Annotated in this window: 16 protein-coding genes; 6 read left to right on the top strand and 10 right to left on the bottom strand. The window is 69.7% G+C overall.

Going from position 1 to position 20786, the window contains the following annotated elements:
- The first annotated feature begins 201 nt into the window (after positions 1–201).
- A complete protein-coding gene (locus tag ACG00Y_RS20990; RefSeq protein ID WP_394482248.1) occupies positions 202–999 on the top strand; it encodes a restriction endonuclease in 798 nt (265 codons plus the stop codon).
- Between the two features lie 128 nt (positions 1000–1127).
- Here ACG00Y_RS20990 and ACG00Y_RS20985 read toward each other — a convergent pair whose 3' ends face one another.
- Genes ACG00Y_RS20985 through imuA form a run of 3 tightly spaced genes read right to left on the bottom strand, consistent with a single transcriptional unit; the run spans position 1128 to position 6599 of the window.
- On the bottom strand, positions 1128–4478 hold the full coding sequence (locus ACG00Y_RS20985; protein ID WP_394482246.1) for an error-prone DNA polymerase: 3351 nt from the start codon (positions 4476–4478) through the stop codon (positions 1128–1130).
- Positions 4475–5764 (bottom strand): DNA polymerase Y subunit UmuC family protein, encoded by a 1290-nt coding sequence (locus ACG00Y_RS20980; RefSeq protein WP_394482245.1) that lies wholly within the window; start codon positions 5762–5764, stop codon positions 4475–4477. Before ACG00Y_RS20980 ends, ACG00Y_RS20985 begins: the two co-directional genes overlap by 4 nt.
- Positions 5733–6599: a translesion DNA synthesis-associated protein ImuA gene (gene imuA, locus ACG00Y_RS20975; RefSeq protein WP_394482243.1), complete on the bottom strand. Its 867-nt coding sequence runs from the start codon at positions 6597–6599 to the stop codon at positions 5733–5735. The genes ACG00Y_RS20980 and imuA overlap by 32 nt, the downstream gene beginning before the upstream one ends.
- A gap of 238 nt (positions 6600–6837) precedes the next feature.
- On the opposite strand from imuA, the gene ACG00Y_RS20970 reads away from it, so the two are divergent.
- Complete coding sequence (locus ACG00Y_RS20970) at positions 6838–7455, top strand: discoidin domain-containing protein (RefSeq protein WP_394482241.1); 618 nt, start codon at positions 6838–6840, stop codon at positions 7453–7455.
- On the opposite strand, the gene ACG00Y_RS20965 is transcribed toward ACG00Y_RS20970, so the two are convergent.
- From ACG00Y_RS20965 to ACG00Y_RS20955, 3 genes are all read right to left on the bottom strand, one after another.
- A complete protein-coding gene (locus ACG00Y_RS20965; RefSeq protein ID WP_394482239.1) occupies positions 7452–8504 on the bottom strand; it encodes a serine/threonine protein kinase in 1053 nt (350 codons plus the stop codon). The two genes, ACG00Y_RS20970 and ACG00Y_RS20965, sit on opposite strands and share 4 nt — an antisense overlap.
- Before the next feature lie 28 nt (positions 8505–8532).
- Positions 8533–9393, bottom strand: coding sequence for a DUF2726 domain-containing protein (locus ACG00Y_RS20960; protein ID WP_394482237.1), 861 nt, complete (start codon positions 9391–9393; stop codon positions 8533–8535).
- A 139-nt stretch (positions 9394–9532) separates the two neighbouring features.
- Positions 9533–10342: a GNAT family N-acetyltransferase gene (locus ACG00Y_RS20955; protein WP_394482235.1), complete on the bottom strand. Its 810-nt coding sequence runs from the start codon at positions 10340–10342 to the stop codon at positions 9533–9535.
- A 205-nt stretch (positions 10343–10547) separates the two neighbouring features.
- Here ACG00Y_RS20955 and rplM point away from each other — a divergent pair, with 205 nt between their 5' ends.
- The 3 genes from rplM to erpA all read left to right on the top strand — a co-directional run bounded on the left by rplM (position 10548) and on the right by erpA (position 11845).
- Positions 10548–10976: a 50S ribosomal protein L13 gene (gene rplM / locus ACG00Y_RS20950; protein ID WP_056203159.1), complete on the top strand. Its 429-nt coding sequence runs from the start codon at positions 10548–10550 to the stop codon at positions 10974–10976.
- A gap of 9 nt (positions 10977–10985) precedes the next feature.
- Positions 10986–11378, top strand: coding sequence for a 30S ribosomal protein S9 (gene rpsI / locus ACG00Y_RS20945; protein ID WP_056262649.1), 393 nt, complete (start codon positions 10986–10988; stop codon positions 11376–11378).
- Positions 11379–11479: 101 nt separating this feature from the next.
- A complete protein-coding gene (gene erpA, locus ACG00Y_RS20940; RefSeq protein ID WP_394482233.1) occupies positions 11480–11845 on the top strand; it encodes an iron-sulfur cluster insertion protein ErpA in 366 nt (121 codons plus the stop codon).
- Here erpA and ACG00Y_RS20935 read toward each other — a convergent pair whose 3' ends face one another.
- Together ACG00Y_RS20935 and ACG00Y_RS20930 are read right to left on the bottom strand one after the other, a co-directional pair.
- Entirely contained in the window at positions 11846–12958 is a 1113-nt protein-coding gene (locus ACG00Y_RS20935; RefSeq protein WP_394482231.1) for an anhydro-N-acetylmuramic acid kinase, read from the bottom strand.
- The gene (locus ACG00Y_RS20930; protein ID WP_394482229.1) at positions 12936–14324 is read right to left on the bottom strand and encodes a peptidoglycan DD-metalloendopeptidase family protein; all 1389 of its coding nucleotides are present in this window, start codon (positions 14322–14324) and stop codon (positions 12936–12938) included. The genes ACG00Y_RS20935 and ACG00Y_RS20930 overlap by 23 nt, the downstream gene beginning before the upstream one ends.
- A 227-nt stretch (positions 14325–14551) precedes the next feature.
- On the opposite strand from ACG00Y_RS20930, the gene tyrS reads away from it, so the two are divergent.
- Positions 14552–15778: a tyrosine--tRNA ligase gene (gene tyrS / locus ACG00Y_RS20925; protein WP_394482228.1), complete on the top strand. Its 1227-nt coding sequence runs from the start codon at positions 14552–14554 to the stop codon at positions 15776–15778.
- On the opposite strand, the gene ACG00Y_RS20920 is transcribed toward tyrS, so the two are convergent.
- Both ACG00Y_RS20920 and ACG00Y_RS20915 read right to left on the bottom strand, forming a co-directional pair.
- Positions 15779–17266, bottom strand: coding sequence for a protein adenylyltransferase SelO (locus ACG00Y_RS20920; RefSeq protein WP_394482226.1), 1488 nt, complete (start codon positions 17264–17266; stop codon positions 15779–15781).
- Between the two features lie 58 nt (positions 17267–17324).
- Positions 17325–20654, bottom strand: a complete 3330-nt coding sequence (locus ACG00Y_RS20915; RefSeq protein WP_394482224.1) for a S41 family peptidase — start codon at positions 20652–20654, stop codon at positions 17325–17327.
- Positions 20655–20786 lie beyond the last annotated feature (132 nt).

Genomic DNA, 20786 nt, shown 5'->3' with positions numbered 1-20786 from the left:
TGGATCTGTGGTCGCGGCGGGCCGGCCGCAACTTACACCCTCGGCGTCGGGCGTGTCTGGCGCAGGCCTATTCCGCTGTCGGCCATGGCTCGCGCCGGCCGGACCGATGGCGCCGTTAGGATTTCTGCAACAGGGAGAAATCGAATGGCAGCAAGGGACAAAAAATCCGGCCGCGCGGTCAGGCGTCGGCAAGAGGCGGCCTTGAGGCTGCTGCTTCTCGGTGTGGTGCTGGTGGTGGCGTCGTTCTTCGTCGGGCAGTCCATCTTTGCGGGTGCCCTGGCGGCTGTGAGGCCGCTGGGCTTCCTGATGGTGGCGGCTGGCGGTGTGCTGCTGTGGCTGGGCCGGCGTGCTTCGCCGGCATCGCATCCGGCGACGGTGCTTGCCGCGGCCGGTGCGGTGGCCGCAGCCCCGCCGCCGATGCCCTTGGCGCCGGCCAGCAGGCCCACTGCGTGGAGTGCGGTCGTGTTCGAGACCATCGAATGGCGACGCTTCGAGGCCGTCGTCGAAGCGCTCTTTCGGCAGGCCGGCTTCCATACCCGTTCGCAAGCGCATGGTGCCGATGGCGGTGTGGATGTCTGGCTCCATTCGAAGAGCGTGCCCGACCAGCCCGTCAGCGTCGTGCAGTGCAAGCACTGGCAGGGCAAGCGGGTCGGGGTGGACAAGATCCGCGAGTTGCGGGGCGTCATGGCTGCCCATGGTGTGAAGCGGGGGCAGTTCGCGACCACCTCCACCTTCACACCCGACGCCGTGACGTTCGCGCGTGAGAACAGCATCAACCTGCTGGACGTGGATGCTCTGCTTGCGCTGATCGACGAGCGCACGCCTGAACAGCAGCAGGCGCTGCTGGAGGTCGCGCTGGAGGGCGACTACTGGCGGCCGACCTGCGTGAACTGCGGCAGCAAGCTCGTCGAGCGTGTGGCGAAGGGAGGCGGTAGCCGCTTCTGGGGATGTGCCGGATTCCCGAAGTGCAGGACCACGATGCCGATGAAGGCGGGGTAGGAGCGACGTGGTGTGGGTGTGTGCCCGCCAGTGAACGCGGGCGGCGCTGAGGCTGTTTCGATCCGAGCCCGCCATTGAAGACGGTGAGGGTCCATCCCCGCTCACGCGGGGCCGCTCTCTGCGGAGACTCACCTGAAATCCCGGCTCTCCGTCTGCAGCCGCCCCAACCGCTCATTCAGATTGACGAACCCCCGCGCCAGCAGGTGCCGCACATCCCCATCCCCTCGCTGCCACACACCCTCCACCGCCAGCAGCCGCGCGCCGAGGATGACGTCGCGGTGTTCGGTGTAGATGTCGGGCCAGACGATGACGGCGACGTTGCCGGTTTCGTCTTCCAGCGTGATGAAGAGCGTGCCCTTGGCGGTCTGCGGTTTCTGGCGGCCGGTGACGAGGCCGCAGGCGCGGGCGGGGCGGCCGCCTTTGTGGTTCGCCAACTGCGCGGCGTTGAGCCAGCCCTCGCGGGCCAGGCGTGGCCGCAGCAGCGCCAGCGGGTGGCGGCGCAGCGTGAGGCCGGTGGCGGCGTAGTCCCACAGCACCTCTTCGCCCTCGGCGGCGGCGGGGAGTTCGAGGTCGTCCTCGGGCAGCAGGCTGCCTTGCAGCAGCGCTGGCATCGAGTGCAGGGCCGAGGCCTGCCAGACCTGCTGGCGGCGGTGGCCGGCGAGGCTGGTGAGCGCGTCGGCGGCGGCGAGGTGCTGCATGTCCTGCTGTTTCAGGCGGGCGCGCAGAGCCAGGTCTTGCGGGTGGGCGAATTGGCCATCGCGGCTGCGGGCTGTCTCGATGCGCGCGGCGGCCTCGGTGCCTAGCCCGCTGACGAGGTGCAGACCTAACCTCACCGCCGGCTGGTGCTGGCCATCGCGGGCTTCGAGCGTGCTGTCGGCATCGCTGTGGTTCACGTCGATGGCGCGCACCTCGACCTCATGCCGCCGTGCGTCCTGCACGAGCTGACTGGGTGAGTAAAAGCCCAGCGGCTGTGAGTTGAGCAGCGCACACAGGAAGGCCGCCGGCTCGTGGCATTTGAGCCAGCAGCTGACGTAGGTGAGCAGCGCAAAGCTGGCGGCGTGGGACTCGGGGAAGCCGTAGCTGGAGAAGCCCTTGATCTGGGCAAAGATCTGCTCGGCGAAGGCGTCGGTGTAGCCGCGCTCGCGCATGCCCTTGACGACCTTGTCGTAGTACTGCTCCAGCACGCCGGGGCGCTTCCAGGCGGCCATGGCGCGGCGCAGCTGGTCGGCCTCGCCAGCGCTGAAACCGGCGGCAATCATGGCGACCTGCATGACCTGCTCCTGGAAGATGGGCACGCCACGCGTGCGCCAGAGCGCTTCCTTCAGCGCCTCGCTGGGGTAGGGCACGGCGTGTTCGGGCAGCGCGCGGTTCTTCAGGTAGGGGTGCACCATGCCGCCCTCGATGGGGCCGGGCCGCACGATGGCGACTTCGATGACGAGGTCGTAGTAGCAGCGCGGCCGCAGCCTGGGCAACATGGACATCTGCGCGCGGCTCTCGATCTGGAACACGCCGACGGTGTCGGCCGCGCAGATCATGTCGTAGGTGGCCTCGCACTGCTGGGGCGTGGTGGCCAGGTCGTAGGTGGTGCCGCGCATCGGGTTGACGAGCTCGAAGCAGCGCCGCAGCGCGCTGAGCATGCCCAGGGCGAGCACGTCGACTTTCATCATCTTCAGCTCGTCGATGTCGTCCTTGTCCCATTCGATGACGCTGCGGTTGGCCATCGTCGCGTTCTCGATGGGCACGAGGCGCTCCAGCGGGCCCTCGGTGAGCACGAAGCCGCCAACGTGCTGGGACAGGTGGCGTGGCAGGCCGTTGAGCTGGCGGGCCAGCGTGATGAGCTGCAGCAGGCGCGTGTCGTCAGGGGCCAGGCCCAGGCGCTGCAGCAGGGCGTCGCGGTGGGCGTCGGGGAAGACGTCGAGCGCCCAGCCGCCGTGGTCCTTGGCCATCAGCACGAGTTGTTCTTCGCTGAAGCCCAGTGCCTTGCCGACGTCGCGGATGGCGCTGCGCGGGCGGTAGCAGATGACGACGGCGGTGAGCGCGGCGCGGTGGCGGCCGTACTTCTCGTAGAGGTGCTGGATGACCTCTTCGCGGCGGTCGTGCTCGAAGTCGACGTCGATGTCGGGCGGCTCGTTGCGCTCCTTGCTGATGAAGCGCTCGAACAGCAGCGTGCTCTCGGCCGGGTCCACCGACGTGATGTGCAGGCAGTAGCAGACGACGCTGTTGGCGGCGGAGCCGCGGCCCTGGCAGAGGATGTGGATGCTGCGCGCGAAGGCGACGACCTCGGCCACGGTCAGGAAGTAGTGCTCGTAGCGCAGGTCTGCGATGAGCGTGAGCTCGTGCTCGATGCGCCGCTGGAACGCTTCGGGCACGCCGGCCGGCCAGCGTTCACGGGCACCGGCATCGGTCAGCGCGCGCAGGTGCTGCATGGCGGTGCGCCCTGGCGGCACGACTTCGCTGGGGTATTGGTAGCTGATCTGGGTCAGCTCGAACGTGCAGCGCGCGGCCACGCGCAGCGTCTCGGCCATCAGCTCGGGCGGGCAGGTCTGCGAGAGGCGCTGGCGACTGCGCAGATGCCGCTCGGCATTGGGCTGCAGGTCGAACCCGCAGTCCGCCACGGGGCGGTTCAGCCGCGTCGCGGTCATCACGTCCTGCAGCGCCTTGCGCGAGCGCACGTGGAAGTGCACGTCGCCCGCCGCGACCAGCGGCAGTGCGGTGGCGTCGGACAGTTGATGCAGGCGCTGCAGCCACTGTGCATCGCCGGCCTCGCGCAAGAGTTCGACGGCGATCCAGGCCCGGCCGGTGAAGTGCTGCAGCAGCCATTGCGCGGGCGACAGCAACTCGGCATCGCTCGCGTTGCGCGGCAGCACGATCAGCGCGAGGCAGTCGCTGAGCCGTTCGGGCGGGATCTGGCGCCAGTGCAGCGTGTACTCGCCCTTGACGGGGCTGGCCTGCCGCAGCCGCGTGATGAACTGGCTGAGGTTGCCGTAGCCGTTCAGGTTCTGCGCGATCAGCACGAGCTTGAAGCGCGGCGTGCCGGTGTCGTCGCGGACGAGGAATTCGCTGCCGATCAGCAACTGGAGCAGGTGCGGCTGAGGGATGCCGTCGTCCGGCATGCAGGCCTCCCGCGCTGCCGTCTGCGCGGCGTGGTGCGCCGCCTCGCGCAGTTCGCGCAATTGCTTGTGTGCGCGCACGACGCCGGCCAGCGAACATTCGTCGGTGATGGCCAGCGCGTCGTAGCCGAGAGTGACGGCGCGCTCCACCAGCTCGGCCGGCTCGGACGCGCCGCGCAGGAAGCTGAACGCCGTGAGGCAATGCAGTTCGGCATAGCGCGGCACATGGCCGGCGGGCCGTGGCGCCGCATGGCCTGTGGCCAGGTGGCTGCGGGCCTTGGCGTTCCGGCGCAGATCGGCGTCCGACGAGAAGCCCTGTGCCCGCATGTCGGCCAGGCGCTCGTCGCGGTCCGAGATCGGCGGGCTCATGCAAACACCCCGTGCAGAAACCAGCCTGCCCCGGTGGACGACGCCACTGGCAGCCGCTCGCGGTACACCCACAGCAGCCCGCGCGTGGCGCTGCGGAAGACGAAGTAGTCGCGCGTCTGCACACCGCCGTCCCACCAGCCCGCCTCCACGCGGTGCGGCCCGCTGATGCGGATGAGGGCGCCGGCATACAGCGGCTGTTCCTGCGCATTGCAACGCAGCGGCTGCGGCGGCTCGACCAGCCAGGTCGGCTGCGGCCCGGGTGGCGGGCGCACGGCGACCGAGGGCGGTGCCGGCCAGGGCTGCCAGCATTGCATGCGGTCCAGCCGGTGGTCCTCGTGCAGCCGGCCCTCACGCACGTGCGCCGCGCCCAGGCGCACGGACAGCCGCTCCAGCAGCGCGTTCGTCGTTGCGCGCTCCTGCGGGTCGCTCGGGCCGGGCAGCAGGCTGGCGCTGCCTTCCTCCAGCGGCAGCACGGTGTCGGCGCTCAGGCGGATCTCGCCGGCCGGCGCGGCCAGCGTCTCGCGGGCTAGATGCTCGGCCAGCAGGCGCGTCAGGCGGTGCAGGTCGCGCGTCGTGTCGGCCGTGGCCACGGTCAGCTCGCCGCCGTCGGCCACATCGCGGGCGCGCATCGCGTCGTGCTGCCAGGACAGGCGCAGCGCACGCACGCCGGCATGGCGCGCGGCCAGGAAGGCGCAGAGCTGGCGCAGCAGCGCTTCGGCAAAGTGCAGCAGCACGGGCGTGTGCTCAACGCGGTACGGCAGCTCCAGCCGCGCGTCGAAGCGTTCGGGCAGCGTCAGCCACGTGTGCACCTCGGGCAGGTCGCCATAGGCCTGGTCCAGCGCCGTCAGCAGCGCGGGGCCGAAGCGCCTGGCCAGCGCCGCGCGCGGCAGCCGGCGAAGCTCGCCGAGATGCCGGCAGCCCAGCCGGGCCAGCATCGCGTGGTGGGCCTGGGCGGCGCTGAGGGCCGCGAGCGGCAGCGCGTCGAGGCGCTCGCTCAGGCGGCCCGCGTGCGGCGTGTCGGGGCAGCGCGCCTGCGCCAGCGCGGCCAGCGCGGTGGTTGCCCAGGCCATGGCGCCCACGGCCAAGCCGACTTGCCCGGCGTCCGCCTGCAGCTTGAGGCGCAGCGCCCGCGCGCCGCCAAACAGCCGCAGGCTGGCCGCCACCTCGGCGACGACCGCCTCCTCCAGCCGGGCGACGCGTGGCGTGAAGCTCAGCGCCAGCCAGGCCAGGGCGTCGGCATCGCCGGCGGGCGCATCAGGCTTGCAGCACAGCGCGAGCCAGCGCATCGGCGCGCTCCGTCGGTGGGCTGGCCGGCGCGGGGGCGGGCGCAGGCATCGGTGCCGGCAGAGGCTTGCGTTTGGCGGCAGTCAGCAGCGGCTCCACCGCGCCCGGCACGGCGGGCAACTCCAGCCAGCCCTCGTGTGCCGGCCCGCGGCGCTTGAGCAGATGCACGTTCAACCCCCAGCCCTCGCCCGGTTGAACGACCAGGCGCAGCGGCGCGGCGGAGGACTGCTGGCCCGCGCGCTCCGGCCGCACGAGGAAAGCCGGCGCATCGGAACTCAGCGCGTTGACCTGCAGCCGCCGCACCTGCTCCGGCCGAGCCTCGGGCAGCCAGGCCAGCACGGCCACGCGCGACTTGATGGCCTGCTCCGCCGCCCAAAGCGCTTGTGCGGGCGTGCCGGCCGACACCCAGACCAGCGCCGCATGCGGCAGCCCCAGCGCCTGCAGGCCGGGCAGATGCGGCGTGTGCGGCGGGTTGATGAGCAGCAGCGAGCGCAGCGCGGGGGCGCGCGCTCGTCGGCCCGCAGTGGCGGCCGGTAGCGCCTGGGCGGCCCACCAGCCACGCAGGGCAGGCGCCAGCAGCCGCCACTCCAGCACGCCGAACTGCGGCGTCAGCAGCTCGGTGACGGCGCGCAACGGCCAGCCGCCGCCGGGCAGCTCGGCGTCCAGCGCCGTGAAGCCGCTGGCCAGCGTCGGGTCGGCGGCGGTGCTCAGGCTGCTGCCGCGCCACAGCCGGCCTTGCAGCTGGGCTTCCAGCGACGGTCGGCCGGGTGGGCCTTGCATGGGCGCACACCCGAGGGGAGGCGGGCTGGCGGCGGCGGCGAGAGGAGCGGAGAACATGGCCAGACGGAAGGCAGAAGGCGGAAAGCGGGGGAAGAAACCGGAGCCTGGATGTGACCACAATACTGTATGTATATCCAGTATTTTTTGCCAATCAGACCGGCTCATCGACCGGCGATTGGGCGTGCAGCGGGATCTCGCGCGGTTGTTGTTGGGCTCGCCCCCTCCCCGAACCCCGGTGTTGTCTCGCCGCAGCCGCCGCTCTCCAATCCGCTCAGCAACAAGGAGCAGGAGAACGATGAAATCCCGTGCACTGGCCCTGGCGGCCCTGGCGACATTGGCCGCTGCCATGGCCTCCCCGGCCTGGGCAGTTGCCCCGGCTCCCTTGCCGGTGGCGAGCTACCAGCTGTCGCACAACGGCCCCGATTTCTATGGCTACAACGACCCGGGCACCGACCTGACCGACGGCGTCATGGATGTCCAGGTCGGCGGCGGCTACTGGGCGTGGTCGCCCTACGTGTTGTGGGACGGCGTCTCGCCGACCATCACCTTCGACCTCGGCAGCGTCCACCAGGTGGACCACATCGAGGCGCACTTCCTGGCCTACCCGTCGGCCGCCGTCACACTGCCGGTGTCCGCGTCGGTGCGCTATTCGGTGGACGGCGTCAGCTTCAGCAGCGCGCAGGTGGTGCCGGCGCATGACGGCCTGGCCCTGTCCAACGACCTGCCGGTGACCTTGAGCTTTCTCACCCCTGGCGCCGGCCGCTTCGTCGAGTTAACGCTGGGAACGCCGGGTCGCTGGATGGCCTTGAGCGAGGTGCAGCTGATGGCCGCCCCCGTCCCCGAGCCCGATGCCGCGCTGCTGATGCTGGCTGGTGCAGGCGTGCTGCTGGCCGCGCGTCGCCGCAAGGCTTAGGCGAAACCGTCGCCGTCGAAATCCACCGCATCCTCGTCCCGCGCAAGCGTCGGCGGAGCGTCCTTCGGTTTCATCGCCTCCAGTTGCTCGCGCAACAGCGCGACCTGGTCCATCCAGTAGTTGGGCGTGCCGAACCACGGGAAGGCGGCCGGGAAGGCCGGGTCGCCCCAGCGGCGGGCCAGCCAGGCGCTGTGGTGGATCATGCGCATCGTGCGCAGCGGCTCGATGAGGCGCAGTTCGCGGTCGTCGAACTCGGCCATCTGCTCGTAGCCGTCCAGCACGGCCTTGAGCTGGCGGCGGGCGGCGTCACTGCCCTCGGTCGGGCCGGGCAGCAGCATCCACAAGTCCTGCACGACCGGGCCCATGACGGCGTCGTCCAGGTCGACGAAATGCGGGCCGCGGTCCGGCGTCCACAGGATGTTGCCGGGGTGGCAGTCGCCGTGCAGGCGCGTGAGCTGCAGGTCGGGCAGGCTGTCGAAGGCGGCCTGGATGGACTCGATGCAGCGCCGCGCGGCGTTGTCCCAGGCCGGGGCGGTTTCGGGCGGGATGGCTTCGTGCTCGATCAGCCAGTCCCGCGCCGCCTGCGCCGGTGCCGCGCTGGCCCAGGTCAGGCGTTCGGCAAAGGCTTGTCGCCGGCCGACGCTATGCAGGCGGGCCAGCAGCCGGCCGATCCAGCGCAGCACCTCGGGGTCTTCCAGCTCCGGCCCACGCCCGCCCTGGCGCGGCGTGACGGCCAGGCGCTGGCCCTGGTAATGGAAGAGGGTGGAGCCACCGTCCAGCACCCACGGCGCGGCGACGGGCACCTCGGCGGCGGCCAGCTCGGTGGCGAAGGCGTGCTCCTCCAGGATCTGCGCATCGCTCCAGCGCGCCGGGCGGTAGAACTTGGCTACTGCCACACGGCCATCCTCCAGGTGGACCTGCAGCACGCGGTTCTCGAAGGAGTTGAGCTGCAGCATGCGGCCATCGGCGCGCAGGCCGGTGGCGTCGAGCGCGTCGAGCATGAACTCCGGCGTCAGGTCGCCGAAGCTGAGGTCAGGGGTGGCATGCATCCGGCGAGTGTCGCCGGATCGGATCAGCTCAACTCCGACGCGGCCGCTGGGTCGCGTAGCGCGGTGCGTCGACGACGACGCCGACGATCTCGTCCATCAGCGCTTCGTCGTCCGCGTCATCCAGCACCGGAATGCTGCGCGGGTTGTAGTGGGCGGCGCCGAGGTCGCGCTGTGGCAGGCGGCGCGACGGCGTATGCGCGGGCTGGGCCGGCATGCGCGGGTGGCGCTCGCCATAACCGTCCCCACCACCGCCAAACACGCCGGCGTCCTGCCAGAGCGGCAGCGGTTGGGAGAACTGGCCCCAGTCGCTGCCGAATTCGTCCTCGCCCATGCCCATGCCACTGCTGCGGCGCCGAGGCAGGCTGGCAGTGGCCGCCGGCGCCGGCAGCGGGCCGCGCGGGTTGCTGCCCTGGGGAACGAGGAGTTGCAACTCGGCGATGCTGGGCAACTGGTCCAGCGCGCAACGCAGATAGCGCACGCGGCAGGCGGACAGCACGGCATGCTTGATCTGCAGGCTGCGCGGCGTGACGCCCCGTTCGCCTTCCAGGTCAATGGCCGCCAGCACCCGACCATTGGGGCTGCAGACGGCGAAGGTCACATGCGAGGCGCCTAGCAGGTCGAACCAGTAGCGCACTTCCTTGGCCTCGGTCGGCTGGCAAAAGCGCACCAGCGGCAGCTTGGACAGCACGACATGGTGGGGCAGGGCCTCGCGCAGCAGCCGGAAGACGCGGCGCTCATCGGTCGTGAACACAGGTCGCGCCGTGAGTGACCACTCCGCTGGTAAGCCTTTATTGGCGTAAGCCGGGCGGCGCAGTGCCCAGACCAGGCTGATGGCCAGGCCCAGCACGCATACAGCCAGCGCGGCGATCCAGTAAATGGCGTACGGCATGTGCCTCAGGGAGTTGGGGCGTCATCGCCGACGGACTCGCGGCGTATTGGGAGTTCAATGTAGCGCAATCAGGTGACAGGGACGCACTCGCTAGCCCGTAGTCCCCCAAGCTGAGGGATGGGGTTTGGAGCGCCCGCGCTCATTCCTTACTGCTTCGGCCCGAGGCATCGATCTGGGCCTTGATCTCGCCCACGCTGTCGACGAAGTCGCTCAGCACCTGGGCCTGACGCTTGAACTGGAAGTCCAGTTCGCCGAGGTGGCGGTCCAGGGCCTGCTCGACCTGGGAGCCGAAGGTGTCGGGCGGCAGGCGCAGGTAGGCGGCCGATTCGCTGCCGTCGCGCTCGACGATGGCGCCGGCCGCGGTCGCGATGCGCAGCATGGGCCGGTTCTCGCTCAGCGCATGGATGAAGAGGGTGTCGATGCCGCGGTTGCGGGCGTGCAGCGCAGCGGTCTGGAACAGCCGCCCGCCCAGCCCCCGGCCGCGCGACTCGGGCAGCACCGAGACGCCGAACTCCGCCATCGTGCGGGTCGGGTCGCCCGGCAAGGGCTGGCCATAGGCCAGGTGGGCCAGCGCCACCAGTTTCAGGCGGCGGTTGAAGATGCCCAGCACCTCGTCGCGGGCGAAGTCGATGCTCAGGGCGTACTTGTGGATCTGCTCGTCCGACGCCGAATAGCCGAAGCGCAGGTAGCGGTCGCGCGGCTCCATCGCCAGCAGGTGCTCGATGATGCGACGGCGGTGGCGGCGGGCCAGCGAGCGGATGGGCACCCAGGTCGACAAGCGCTCCAACGCCGCCCGGGCCGCGACCAGCGGACCGGCGGGCGCGGCTGGGGGCGAGGCCGATGGCGGCGCGGGATGCGGGTCCGGGCCAAAGGCCGACAGCACCTGGTCCCAGTCGGTCGCAGGTGGGTCGGACGGGTCTGCAGGGCGCGCGGGCGGTTTGCGGGGCATGCGGTTGCTCGGTGGCGTGGCTAGGTTAACGCGCCTGGCGCTTTCAAACCATGGCTGACGCTGCTACACTCGTGGGCTTTTCCGTCAACAGGCTGCGGGAAAGATCTGTCCGAGAGGTTGTGCATTCATGACACAGCACCGAGGGCAGTCGAATTCAGCCAATACTGCCGGCCCTGTTGAAGGGCCAGCACAGCGAAAGCAACTCATGAAGACCTTCAGCGCCAAGCCGGCCGAGGTGACGCACGAGTGGTTTGTGATTGACGCCACCGACAAGGTGCTCGGACGTGTTGCCAGCGAAGTGGCACTCCGTTTGCGCGGCAAGCACAAGGCCATTTACACGCCTCACGTGGACACCGGTGATTTCATTGTCATCGTCAACGCGGAAAAGCTCCGTGTGACCGGCAACAAGGCCACCGACAAGGTGTACTACCGTCACAGCGGCTTCCCCGGTGGCATCTACGCCACGAAGTTCAAGGACATGCAAGCCAAGCACCCCGGCCGCGCGCTGGAAAAGGCCGTCAAGGGCATGCTGCCCAAGGGCCCGCTCGGCTACGCCATGGTCAAGAAGCTGAAGGTCTACGCAGGCCCGACGCACCCGCATACCGCCCAGCAGCCCAAGGCTCTCGAGATCTAAGGAACGGCCATGATCGGAAACTGGAATTACGGTACGGGCCGTCGCAAGTCGTCGGTCGCTCGCGTCTTCATGAAGAAGGGCACGGGCCAGATCATCGTCAACGGCAAGGCCATCGACACCTACTTTGGTCGTCAGACCTCGATCATGATCGCCAAGCAGCCCCTGCTGCTGACGAACAATGGCGAAGCGTTCGACATCAAGGTGAACGTGCATGGCGGCGGCGAGTCCGGCCAAGCCGGCGCGCTGCGCCTGGGCATCACCCGCGCGCTGATCGACTACGACGCGACCCTGAAGCCCGAACTGAGCCGCGCCGGCTTCGTCACGCGTGACGCGCGTGAAGTCGAGCGTAAGAAGGTCGGTCTGCACGGCGCTCGTCGCAGGAAGCAGTTCAGCAAGCGTTAATCGCTGCTCGACGCAACAAAAGGCCGCCGCAACGCGGCCTTTTGTTTTTGCGCGGACAATCCCTCTTATTCGTCTCTGGACAGATTCACAGGAGCCTCGCCATGAGCGCCGTGCTTGATACCCCCGTCACCGACATTCCCGTGCCTCTCGTGTTCACCGACAGCGCCGCCGACAAGGTGCGCGACCTGGTGGCCGAAGAAGGCAACCCGGAGCTGAAGCTGCGCGTGTTCGTGCAGGGCGGCGGCTGCTCGGGCTTCCAGTACGGCTTCACCTTCGACGAGGCCGTCAACGATGACGACACGCAGATGCAGAAGAACGGCGTGACGCTGCTGATCGACGCGATGAGCCTGCAGTACCTGATGGGCGCCGAGATCGACTACAAGGAAGACCTGCAGGGCGCGCAGTTCGTCATCAAGAACCCGAATGCGACGACGACCTGCGGTTGCGGGTCGAGCTTCTCGGTCTGATCAGGCCGGATAGAGGCAACCCAAGAGCCGCAGACCTGCGGCTCCCGTGACGGCCGGCAGATTGCCCGGCCGTTTTGTTTTGAAGCGCATGGCCAGCCAGGCAAAGGCGGCCGCTTCGACCTGATCGACCGGCAGGTCGTGCGCGGCGCTGGACTCGACCGTGACGCCGGGCAGCAGGTCGGACAGGCGCTGCATCAGCCGCCCATTCAACGCGCCACCGCCGCAGGCGATCAGCGACCTGGCGCCCGGCATCTGTGCCCGCAGCGCATCGGCCACGCAGCGCGTGCTGAGCTCCAGCAGCGTGGCCTGCACGTCTTCCGGCGCGAGGCCGGGCAGCAGTCGGCTCTGCAGCCAGCCAAGGTTGAAAAGGTCGCGGCCGGTACTCTTGGGCGGTGGCAGCGCGAAGAAGGGCTCACCTAGCAACGTGGCCAGCAGCGCCGGAGACACACGTCCGGTGGCGGCCCAGGCGCCGTCGGCGTCAAACGCCTTGCCTTGGTGGCGGGCGATCCAGCCGTCCATCAGGCAGTTGGCCGGGCCGCAGTCAAAGCCGCCGGTGCGGCCGTCGGCGAACAGCAGGCTCAGGTTGCTGATGCCGCCGAGGTTCAGCACGGCGCTGTCCTGGCCTTCGGCGCTGAAGACGGCGCGGTGGAAGGCCGGCACCAGCGGCGCGCCCTGGCCGCCGGCGGCGACATCGCGGCTGCGCAGGTCACAGACGACATCGATGCCAGCTTGTTCAGCGAGCAAGGCGCCGTTCAGCAGCTGCGTCGTGTAGCCGTCAAAGCCGCCGGGCTGATGGCGAACGGTCTGGCCGTGGGCGCCGATGGCGGCGACCTGGTCGCGCCGCGTGCCGGTCGCTTCCAGCAACTGGGCGACGACGTCGGCATAGCCGCGCGCGACAGCGTTGGCTGCCAGCGCGGCACGGTGCAGTTCGTTGTCGCCGGGGGTGTTCAGCGCGAGCAGTTCATCGCGCAGCGCCGGGGCGAAAGGTGCGTGGACGTGGCCGGTGACGGCCAGCCGGCCCGCGTCAAAAAGAACCCCATCGATGCCGTCGAGCGAGGTGCCCGACATCAGCCCGATGTAGAGCTGGCCTTCAGTCGGCGGCAGAGATGCCATCCATGGTCTGGGCTACGGCCAGCTGGGTCTTGATGCTGGCGACGGTCTGCTGGAACTGCGCCTTGGCGTAGCTGGGCAGCGTGACGGCTTCGGACGCTCGGGCGATGACGCGCGGGTCGACGTGGCGGCCGCCGACGCGGAACTCGAAGTGCAGGTGCGGGCCGGTCGCCCAGCCGGTGGCGCCGACGGCGCCGATGCGCTGGCCTTGCTCGATGCGCTGACCCTTCTTCACGTCGATCTTGCTCAGGTGGGCATACACGGTGGTGCGGTTGCCGCTGTGGCGCACGTGCACGACGTTGCCGAAGCCGTTCTGCCAGCCAGCCATCTCGACGCTGCCATCGCCCACGGAGCGCACGGGCGTGCCGGTGGGGGCGCCGTAATCGGTGCCGTTGTGCTGGCGCCAGGTCTTGTGGATGGGGTGGAAGCGCATCGCGAAGCCGCTGGTGATGCGCGAGAACTCCATCGGGCTGGCCAGGAAGGCGCGGCGCTTGCTCTGGCCGTCGAAGCCGTAGAAGCTGGCCTTGCCGCTGGCGCTGTCCTTGAAATAGACGGCCGAGTAAGTGCGGCCGTTGTTCGTGAACTCGCCGGCCAACAGGCGGCCGACGCCGCCGTCCCACTGGATGGGCTCGCCGTCGGCGGTCAGCGTTTCGTAGACGATGCTGAAGCGGTCGCCCTTGCGCAGCTCGCGGTGGAAGTCGATGTCGCCGGAGAACATGTCGGCCATCTGCGAGGCGATGGCGTCGGGGATGTTGGCGTCGTCCGTCGCGGCGAACAGCGAGGTGCGGATGCTGCCGCTGCCCAGGGCGACCTGGGCCTGCAGCGGCGCGGTCTCGGTGCGGGCGGTGAAGCGGGTGCCGTCGCGCTCGATGCTCAGGCGGGTGAAGTGACTTGCCTGCTGCTCGACCTTCTCGGCCGGGAAGCGCACGACGATCTTCTGCACCTGGCCCGAGGCATCAGCCGTGACGTGGACCATGCGGCCGGCGCGGCCCTGAAAGATGCGGCGGGCCAGCGGGTCCGCGCGCAGGAAGGCGGCGGCGGCGGGGTCGAAGGCGCCGGCGCGCTTGAGCAGGCTGTCGGGCGTGTCGCTGGAGCGGGTGGCCTCGGCGCGGGTCAGGCCGACGCGGTGGGCGGCGAGTTCGTCGAGCTGGGCTTCGATGCTGGGCGTGTCCAGCATCTCGACCACGGTGCGCTTGGGCAGGGCAGCGGCGTCGGGGGCGAGGGGGGCGATGCCGAAGGCGGTCACCGCGAAGCAGCTCAGCAGGCTGACGACCGAGGTGGTCAGTGCGCGCGGGTGGCGGGCCGCGAAGGACTCGGCGCTGGCGAGGGCGGTTTTGACTTGCTGAAGGTGTCTCTGGACTACGGTCACTCTCGGCATCCCGGGGTTGTCGCTGGGGGCAATCCCGGCTGAGCCGGTTCCACGCGAAGGCCGCTCCCGTTGGCGGCCCTTAAAATCCATATCGGTTGTGTTGAAGCAACACCCCCGATTCGAAGGGTGAATTCTAACGGCCTTGTCCTACTTGGCATGCCGGTTAACCCCGATAGATCAACAACTTAACAATTTCGCCCGGCTTCTAACAAGTTGGCGAGCTGCTCATGTCCGACGCCCCGAAATTTCCCATCACCGATGCCGTCCTAGAGGCGCTGGCCGTCACGCGCCGAGGTGTGGATGAGTTGCTGCCCGAGGCGGAGTGGACCAAGAAGCTGGCCCGCTCGGCTGCGACGGGCGTGCCGCTGCGCATCAAGCTGGGGCTGGACCCAACGGCGCCCGACATCCATGTCGGTCACACGGTCGTCTTGAACAAGATGCGCCAGTTGCAGGACCTGGGTCACCAGGTCATCTTCCTGATCGGCGATTTCACGTCGTTGATCGGCGACCCGTCGGGCCGCAACGCGACGCGCCCGCCGCTGACGAAAGAGCAGATCCAGGCCAACGCCGAGACCTACTACGCCCAGGCCAAGCTGGTGCTGGACCCGGCGCGCACCGAGATTCGCTACAACTCCGAGTGGAGCGAACCGCTGGGCGCGGCCGGGCTGATTCAGCTGGCGGCCAAGTACACGGTGGCGCGCATGATGGAGCGCGACGACTTCACCAAGCGCTTCGCCGCTCAGACACCGATCTCGGTGCACGAGTTCCTGTACCCGCTGATGCAGGGCTACGACTCGGTGGCGCTGAAGAGCGACCTGGAACTGGGCGGCACCGACCAGAAGTTCAACCTGCTGATGGGCCGCCATTTGCAGCAGGAGTACGGCCAGGAGCCGCAGTGCATCCTGACCATGCCGCTGCTGGAGGGGCTGGACGGCGTCGAGAAGATGTCCAAGTCCAAGAACAACTACATCGGCATCACGGAGCCGGCCAACACGATGTTCGCCAAGATCCTGTCGATCAGCGATGTGCAGATGTGGAAGTGGTACGAGCTGCTGTCGTTCAAGTCGATCGGCGAGATCGCCGCGCTGAAGGCCGAGGTCGAGGCCGGGCGCAACCCGAAGGACGCCAAGGTCGCGCTGGCCAAGGAGATCACCGCGCGCTTCCACAGCGCGGCGGCGGCGGATGCGGCCGAGGCGGACTTCAACAACCGCGCCAAGGGCGGCATTCCCGACGAGATCCCCGAGGTGCAGCTGAGCGGCGCGCCGATGGGGCTGGCCCAGGTGCTGAAGGCGGCGGGCCTGGTCGCGTCGACCGGCGAAGGCCTGCGCATGGTGGAGCAGGGCGGCGTGCGGCGTTCGGGCGAGGTGCTGTCCGACAAGGGCCTGAAGCTGGATGCCGGCGAGCATGTGCTGCAGGTCGGCAAGCGCAAGTTCGCGCGCGTGCTGCTGAGCTGATCAGGTGCCGCAGAAGGTGCGGTAGTTCGCGGTCACGTCAGTGGCGGCCGGCGCGGCATAACGCGTCGACAGGGCGGATTCCTGCCAGGGTGCGCGCACGGCGGCCAGCAGCGACTCGAACGGCGCCAGGTCGCCCGCCGTCGCGGCGGCCAGTGCTTCCTCGACGAGGTGGTTGCGCGGGATGACGGCCGGGCTGGCGCGGCGCATGCGCTGCGCGCGCGCGCCGTCGTCGGGGCCGCAGCGCTGCCGCCAGCGGGCCAACCAGGCGTCCAGCGCCGCACGGTCGACGAACAGGTCGCGCAGCGGCTCGGGCCGGCCCTCGGCGGCCGAGGCCAGGTGGCGCCAGGCGAGCGTGAAGTCCACCGCCTGCGTGTGCAGCAGCGTCAGCCAGTCGGCCGCCAGCGCGGTGTCGGCCTCGTCATCGGCCGCCGTGGCGGTGACGATGCCCAGCTTGTCGCGCTGGCCGGCCAGCAGCGCGCTGGCCAGCAGTGCGGGGAAGTCGTCGATGACCGCCGTCACGTCCGCCACGGCGCGCTCGATCGCCGGCTCGTCGTCATCGGCTGCCATCAGCGGTAGCAGCGTCTCGGCAAAGCGTGCCAGGTTCCAGCGGGCGATGGGCCCCTGGTTCGCGTAGGCGTAGCGGCCGTGGTGGTCGATGCTGCTGAACACGGCGGCCGGGTCGTAGGCCTCCATGAAGGCGCAGGGGCCGTAGTCGATGGTCTCGCCCGACAGCGCCATGTTGTCGGTGTTCATGACGCCGTGGATGAAGCCCATGTTCAGCCACTGCGCGATCAGCTGTGCCTGGCGCCCGGCCACGGCGCGCAGCAGCCCGAGGTGGCGGTCGGGTGCGCCGACCAGATGCGGGTGGTGACGCGCGACCGTGTAGTTGCTCAGCCGGCCCAGCATGTCCAGGTCACCGCGCGCGGCGAAGAACTGGAAGCTGCCGACGCGCAGGTGGCTGGCCGCCACACGGGTCAGCACGGCGCCCGGCAGCGGCGTCTCGCGGCGCACCAGCTCACCGGTGGCGGCCACGGCCAGTGCGCGCGTGGTCGGGATGCCCAGCGCGTGCATGGCCTCGCCGATCAGCACTTCGCGCAGCATCGGGCCCACGGCGGCCTTGCCGTCGCCGCCGCGTGAAAACGGCGTCCGGCCCGAGCCCTTGAAGGCGATGTCGCGGCGCTGACCCGAGCGGTCTATCACCTCGCCCAGCAGCAGCGCGCGGCCATCGCCCAGCTGCGGCGAGAAGCCCCCGAACTGGTGGCCGGCATAGGCCTGGGCGATGGGCTCGGCGTCGGCCGGCAGCTGGTTGCCGGTAAACAGCGCGGCAGCGTCCGGGCCTTGCAGCGCCTCGGGCGGCAGGCCCAGCTCGTCGGCCAGCGCGTGGTTGGCGAACAGCAGGCGCGGCTCGGGGACGACAGCGGGCTGCCAAGCCTGGTAGGCGCCGGGCAGGTCGCGGGCGTAGGTGTTGTCAAAGCCAAAGCGGTGCATCAGAACCTCTGTGGGAGCGGTGTGCCAGTGTGCTGGCAAACGGCGCACCGCCCCTCGTTCAGGGCTTCACCGGCCGCAGGTAGGGCCCGGGCTTCACCACCGGGATGGGCTGCTCGGCGATGCGCTTCTTCAGCTCCGCAATCGCCGCGTCCAGCTGGGCATCCTGGCCGGCGAAGGTCGCGCGCGGCGGGTTGTCGACCTCGATGTCCGGCGCAACGCCCACGCCCTCGATGAGGAAGCGGCCTTCGGCGTCCATCTGCCCCATCTCGGCGGCCCGCATGATGCCGTTGTCGATCAGGCGGTTCTGGTCGGACAACCAGACACCCGCGCCCGAGCTGCGCTTGCCGATGACGGGACCGATCTTCAGGCGCTTGAAGCCTTCGGCGAAGGTCTCGCCGTCGCTGTAGGTGTCCTCGTTCATCAGCACGACGGTGTGCCCTCGATAGACGTTCTGCATGTTGGCGTAGACGCCGGTGCCAGCCGGTGAGCGCGGCTGCCAGAAGGCCCAGGCGCGGCGCAGCAGCTTCTCCAGCACCCAGCTGTCGATGTTGCCGCCGTTGTTGTAGCGCACGTCGATGACGAGGCCGTCGCGGTCGCTGGCGGCGTAGAACTCGCGCACGAAGTCGGCGATGTCGGCCGCGCCCATCGCACGCAGGTGCACATAGCCGATGCGGCCCTGGCCGGCCTGCTCCACCGCGCGGGCGCGGCTGACGCGCCAGTCGTTGTAGCGCAGCTGGTTCTCGCGCAGCTGCGCCACCGGCGTGACGATGCGCTGCACCGTCTTGCCGCCCGCCTGCTTGACGTCCAGCAGCACCTGGCGGCCGGCCTGGCCGCGCAGCAGCTCCAGGAGGTGCGGTGCCTCGGCCGTGGGGCGGCCGTTGATGTGCGTGATGACGTCGCCGACCTTCAGGTTGACCGCTGGCGTGGCCAGCGGCGGGGCCTCGGCGGGCAGCTCCGCCTCGAAACCGTAGATGGCATCGATGCGCCAGCCGCCCGGCGCCTTGGAGAAGCGGCCGCCCAGGCCGGCCAGGCCCGGCTCGTCCGGCGCGGGCCGCGTGTCGCCGGGGGCGACCTGGCTGTGCAGCGCGCCCAGCTCGCCCACCATCTGCGCCATCAGCTCGGCCAGCTCGAAGCGGTCGGTCACGCGGTCCACCAGCGGTTCGTACTTGGCGCGCGTGGCGGCCCAGTCGACGCCGTGCATGTCCTTGTCGTAGAAGAAGTCGCGCTGCATGCGCCAGGCGTCGGCGAACATTTGCTTCCACTCGGCGCGCGGCTGCGTGGCGATGTGCCAGTCGGTCCAGCGCACGGTCAGCTTGGCCAGGTCGTTAGGCAGCTTGGGTGCGGCGTCGACGATGAGCACCTCGGGTGCGTTCTGACCCTGGTTGCGCACCAGCATCAGCTTCTTGCCATCGGCGCTGATGTCGTAGCCGCGCACGTCGCTGGCCAGCACTTCGGGCGGGCCGCCCTGGTTGTCGACGGCGATGGACTTGAGCTGGGTCTTGCGCTCCAGGTCCTGGTCCAGGAACCACAGCCGCTTGCCGTCGGCGCGCAGCGCCCGGTAGTTGCCGCCGGGCACGGGAAGTTCATGCAGGCGCTCGGCCAGGCCTTCGAAGACGATGGCAGGCTTGCCCTTTTTCTCTGCCGCCGGCTTGGCGTCCTTGTCGTCCGGTTTGCGTTCGGTGGGTGCCTTGTCGGTGGCCTTGCGGTCTTCGGCGCGCTGCTCTTCGGCCTTCTTCTCGGTGACGGATTCCAGCTCGTCCTTGGCCGCGAACGGCGAGCGCAGGCCCGGCTGCAGCGCCAGCGCATAGAGCTTGCTGCGGAAGGCCAAGAAGGGCCCGGTGTTGCGGTCGCCCCAGGGGCTGGGCTGGCCGGTGGTCGCGAAGTTGCGGTCGGAGGCGAAGTACAGCCATTGCCCATCGGGGCTGAAGGCGGCGGCGTCGCTGTCGTAGCGGTCGCTGGTCAGCGTGTGCGTGCGGCCGTCGGCCAGATTGTGCAGCTGCAGTTGGCTGCGGTCGCCGTGGCGCAGCGGCGTGGTCCAGGCCAGGGCTTGGCTGTCGGGGCTCCAGGCCTGCAGCTGCGGCGTGCCGAAGCCGCCGCGGCCGATCTCCTTCGTGGTCTTGGCCTTGATGTCAGTCAGCCAGATGCGGGCCTCCTTGTCCGTATGCGCCAGCCAGCGGCCGTCGGGCGAGGGCAGCAGGTCGCGTCGCTGTGTCGTTGCGCCCTCGGTGATGCGCTCCGGCTGGCCCGTGCCATTGGCGGCGAAGCGCCATACCTCTTGCTCGCCGCTGAAGTCGCAGACGGCAAACACGCTCTTGCCGTCGCTGCTGAACTCACCGTTGCGGCAGCGGCCGTCGGCGGGCTGAGGCAGCTCGGCGCGGCGCAGCTGCTGCACGCCCTGCGTGGCGAGACGGCCCCGCGCGGCCAGCAGCACGCGCTCGCCGTTGGGGGCGAAGGCCGCGCCGGTCAGGAAGTCCTGCGGCTTCTTGACCCAGCGCTCGCGCTGCTGGTCGAAGTCGCCGCCCAGGCTCACGGTTAGCTTCTTCGGCACGACCCCTTGCGCGAGATCCAGCGTGTAGAGGTCGGCGCCCAGCGCGTAGACGACACGGCTGCCGTCGATGCTGGCATGGCGGATGTCCCAGCCCTTGTGCGCGCTGTGCTGGCGAAGGTCCGCGCCCTGCGCGTTGACGCTCCACAGGTTGACCGTGCCGTCGCGGTCGGACAGGAAGGCGATGCGGTCGATGTTGCCGATGCGGTAGGGCAGGGGGCGGCGGTCGTTGTTGCCTTCGGCGATCAGCGGCTTGGCTTCCGCGTTGCCGCCGAGGTCCAGCGACCACAGCCGCGCGATGGCGCCGCCGCGGTATTGGCGGGCGTTGTCGCTGCGCAGGCCACTGCGGGTGAAGTAGAGCGTCTTGCCATCGGCGGTCAGTGCGCCGTCGCTGCCCTGGCCGACGGGCAGCTGGCGGCGCTGGCCGGTCTGGGTGTTGAGCGCAAAGAGTTGGGCGCCGGGGCGCGCGTCGAGCGACGTGTAGATGACTTCTCCTGCCGCGCTGAAACCCCACACGCGCATGCCGCCGCCTTCCCAGGTCAGCCGCTTCGGCGGGCCGCCGCTCACGGGCATCAGGTAGATCTCGGTGCCGCCGTCGTACTGGCCGGTGAAGGCCAGCCAGCGGCCGTCGGGCGACACGGCGGGCTGGCTCTCCAGGCCGTTGTGCGTCGTCAGGCGCTGGGCGTCGCCGCCCTGTGAACTGACCCGCCACAGGTCGCCCTCGGCGACGAGATAGACGGTGTCGCCCTGCAGGGCGGGCTGGCGGTAGAAGCCGCTGGTGCCGGCCAGCGCGCTTGTGGCGCACAGGGCGGCCGCAAGTGCGGCGAAACGGAAACGAGGCATTCGGCTCTCCTGTAGGAGGCGCCATTGTGTTGCTAGGGGGATTCCCGGCGATTCGTCACGCTGGTGAATCCGGGGCGGGTGTGGCGGCGTAGAGCCCCACAGATGCCAAGCCGGTATCGCCCCACAGGATGC

Origin of the sequence: Pelomonas parva (assembly GCF_043555835.1) — a bacterium.
GTDB classification, from domain to species: Bacteria; Pseudomonadota; Gammaproteobacteria; order Burkholderiales; family Burkholderiaceae_C; genus Pelomonas; species Pelomonas parva.
Note: the sequence above shows the minus strand (reverse complement) of the source record. Positions and strands in the feature narration are given on the sequence as shown.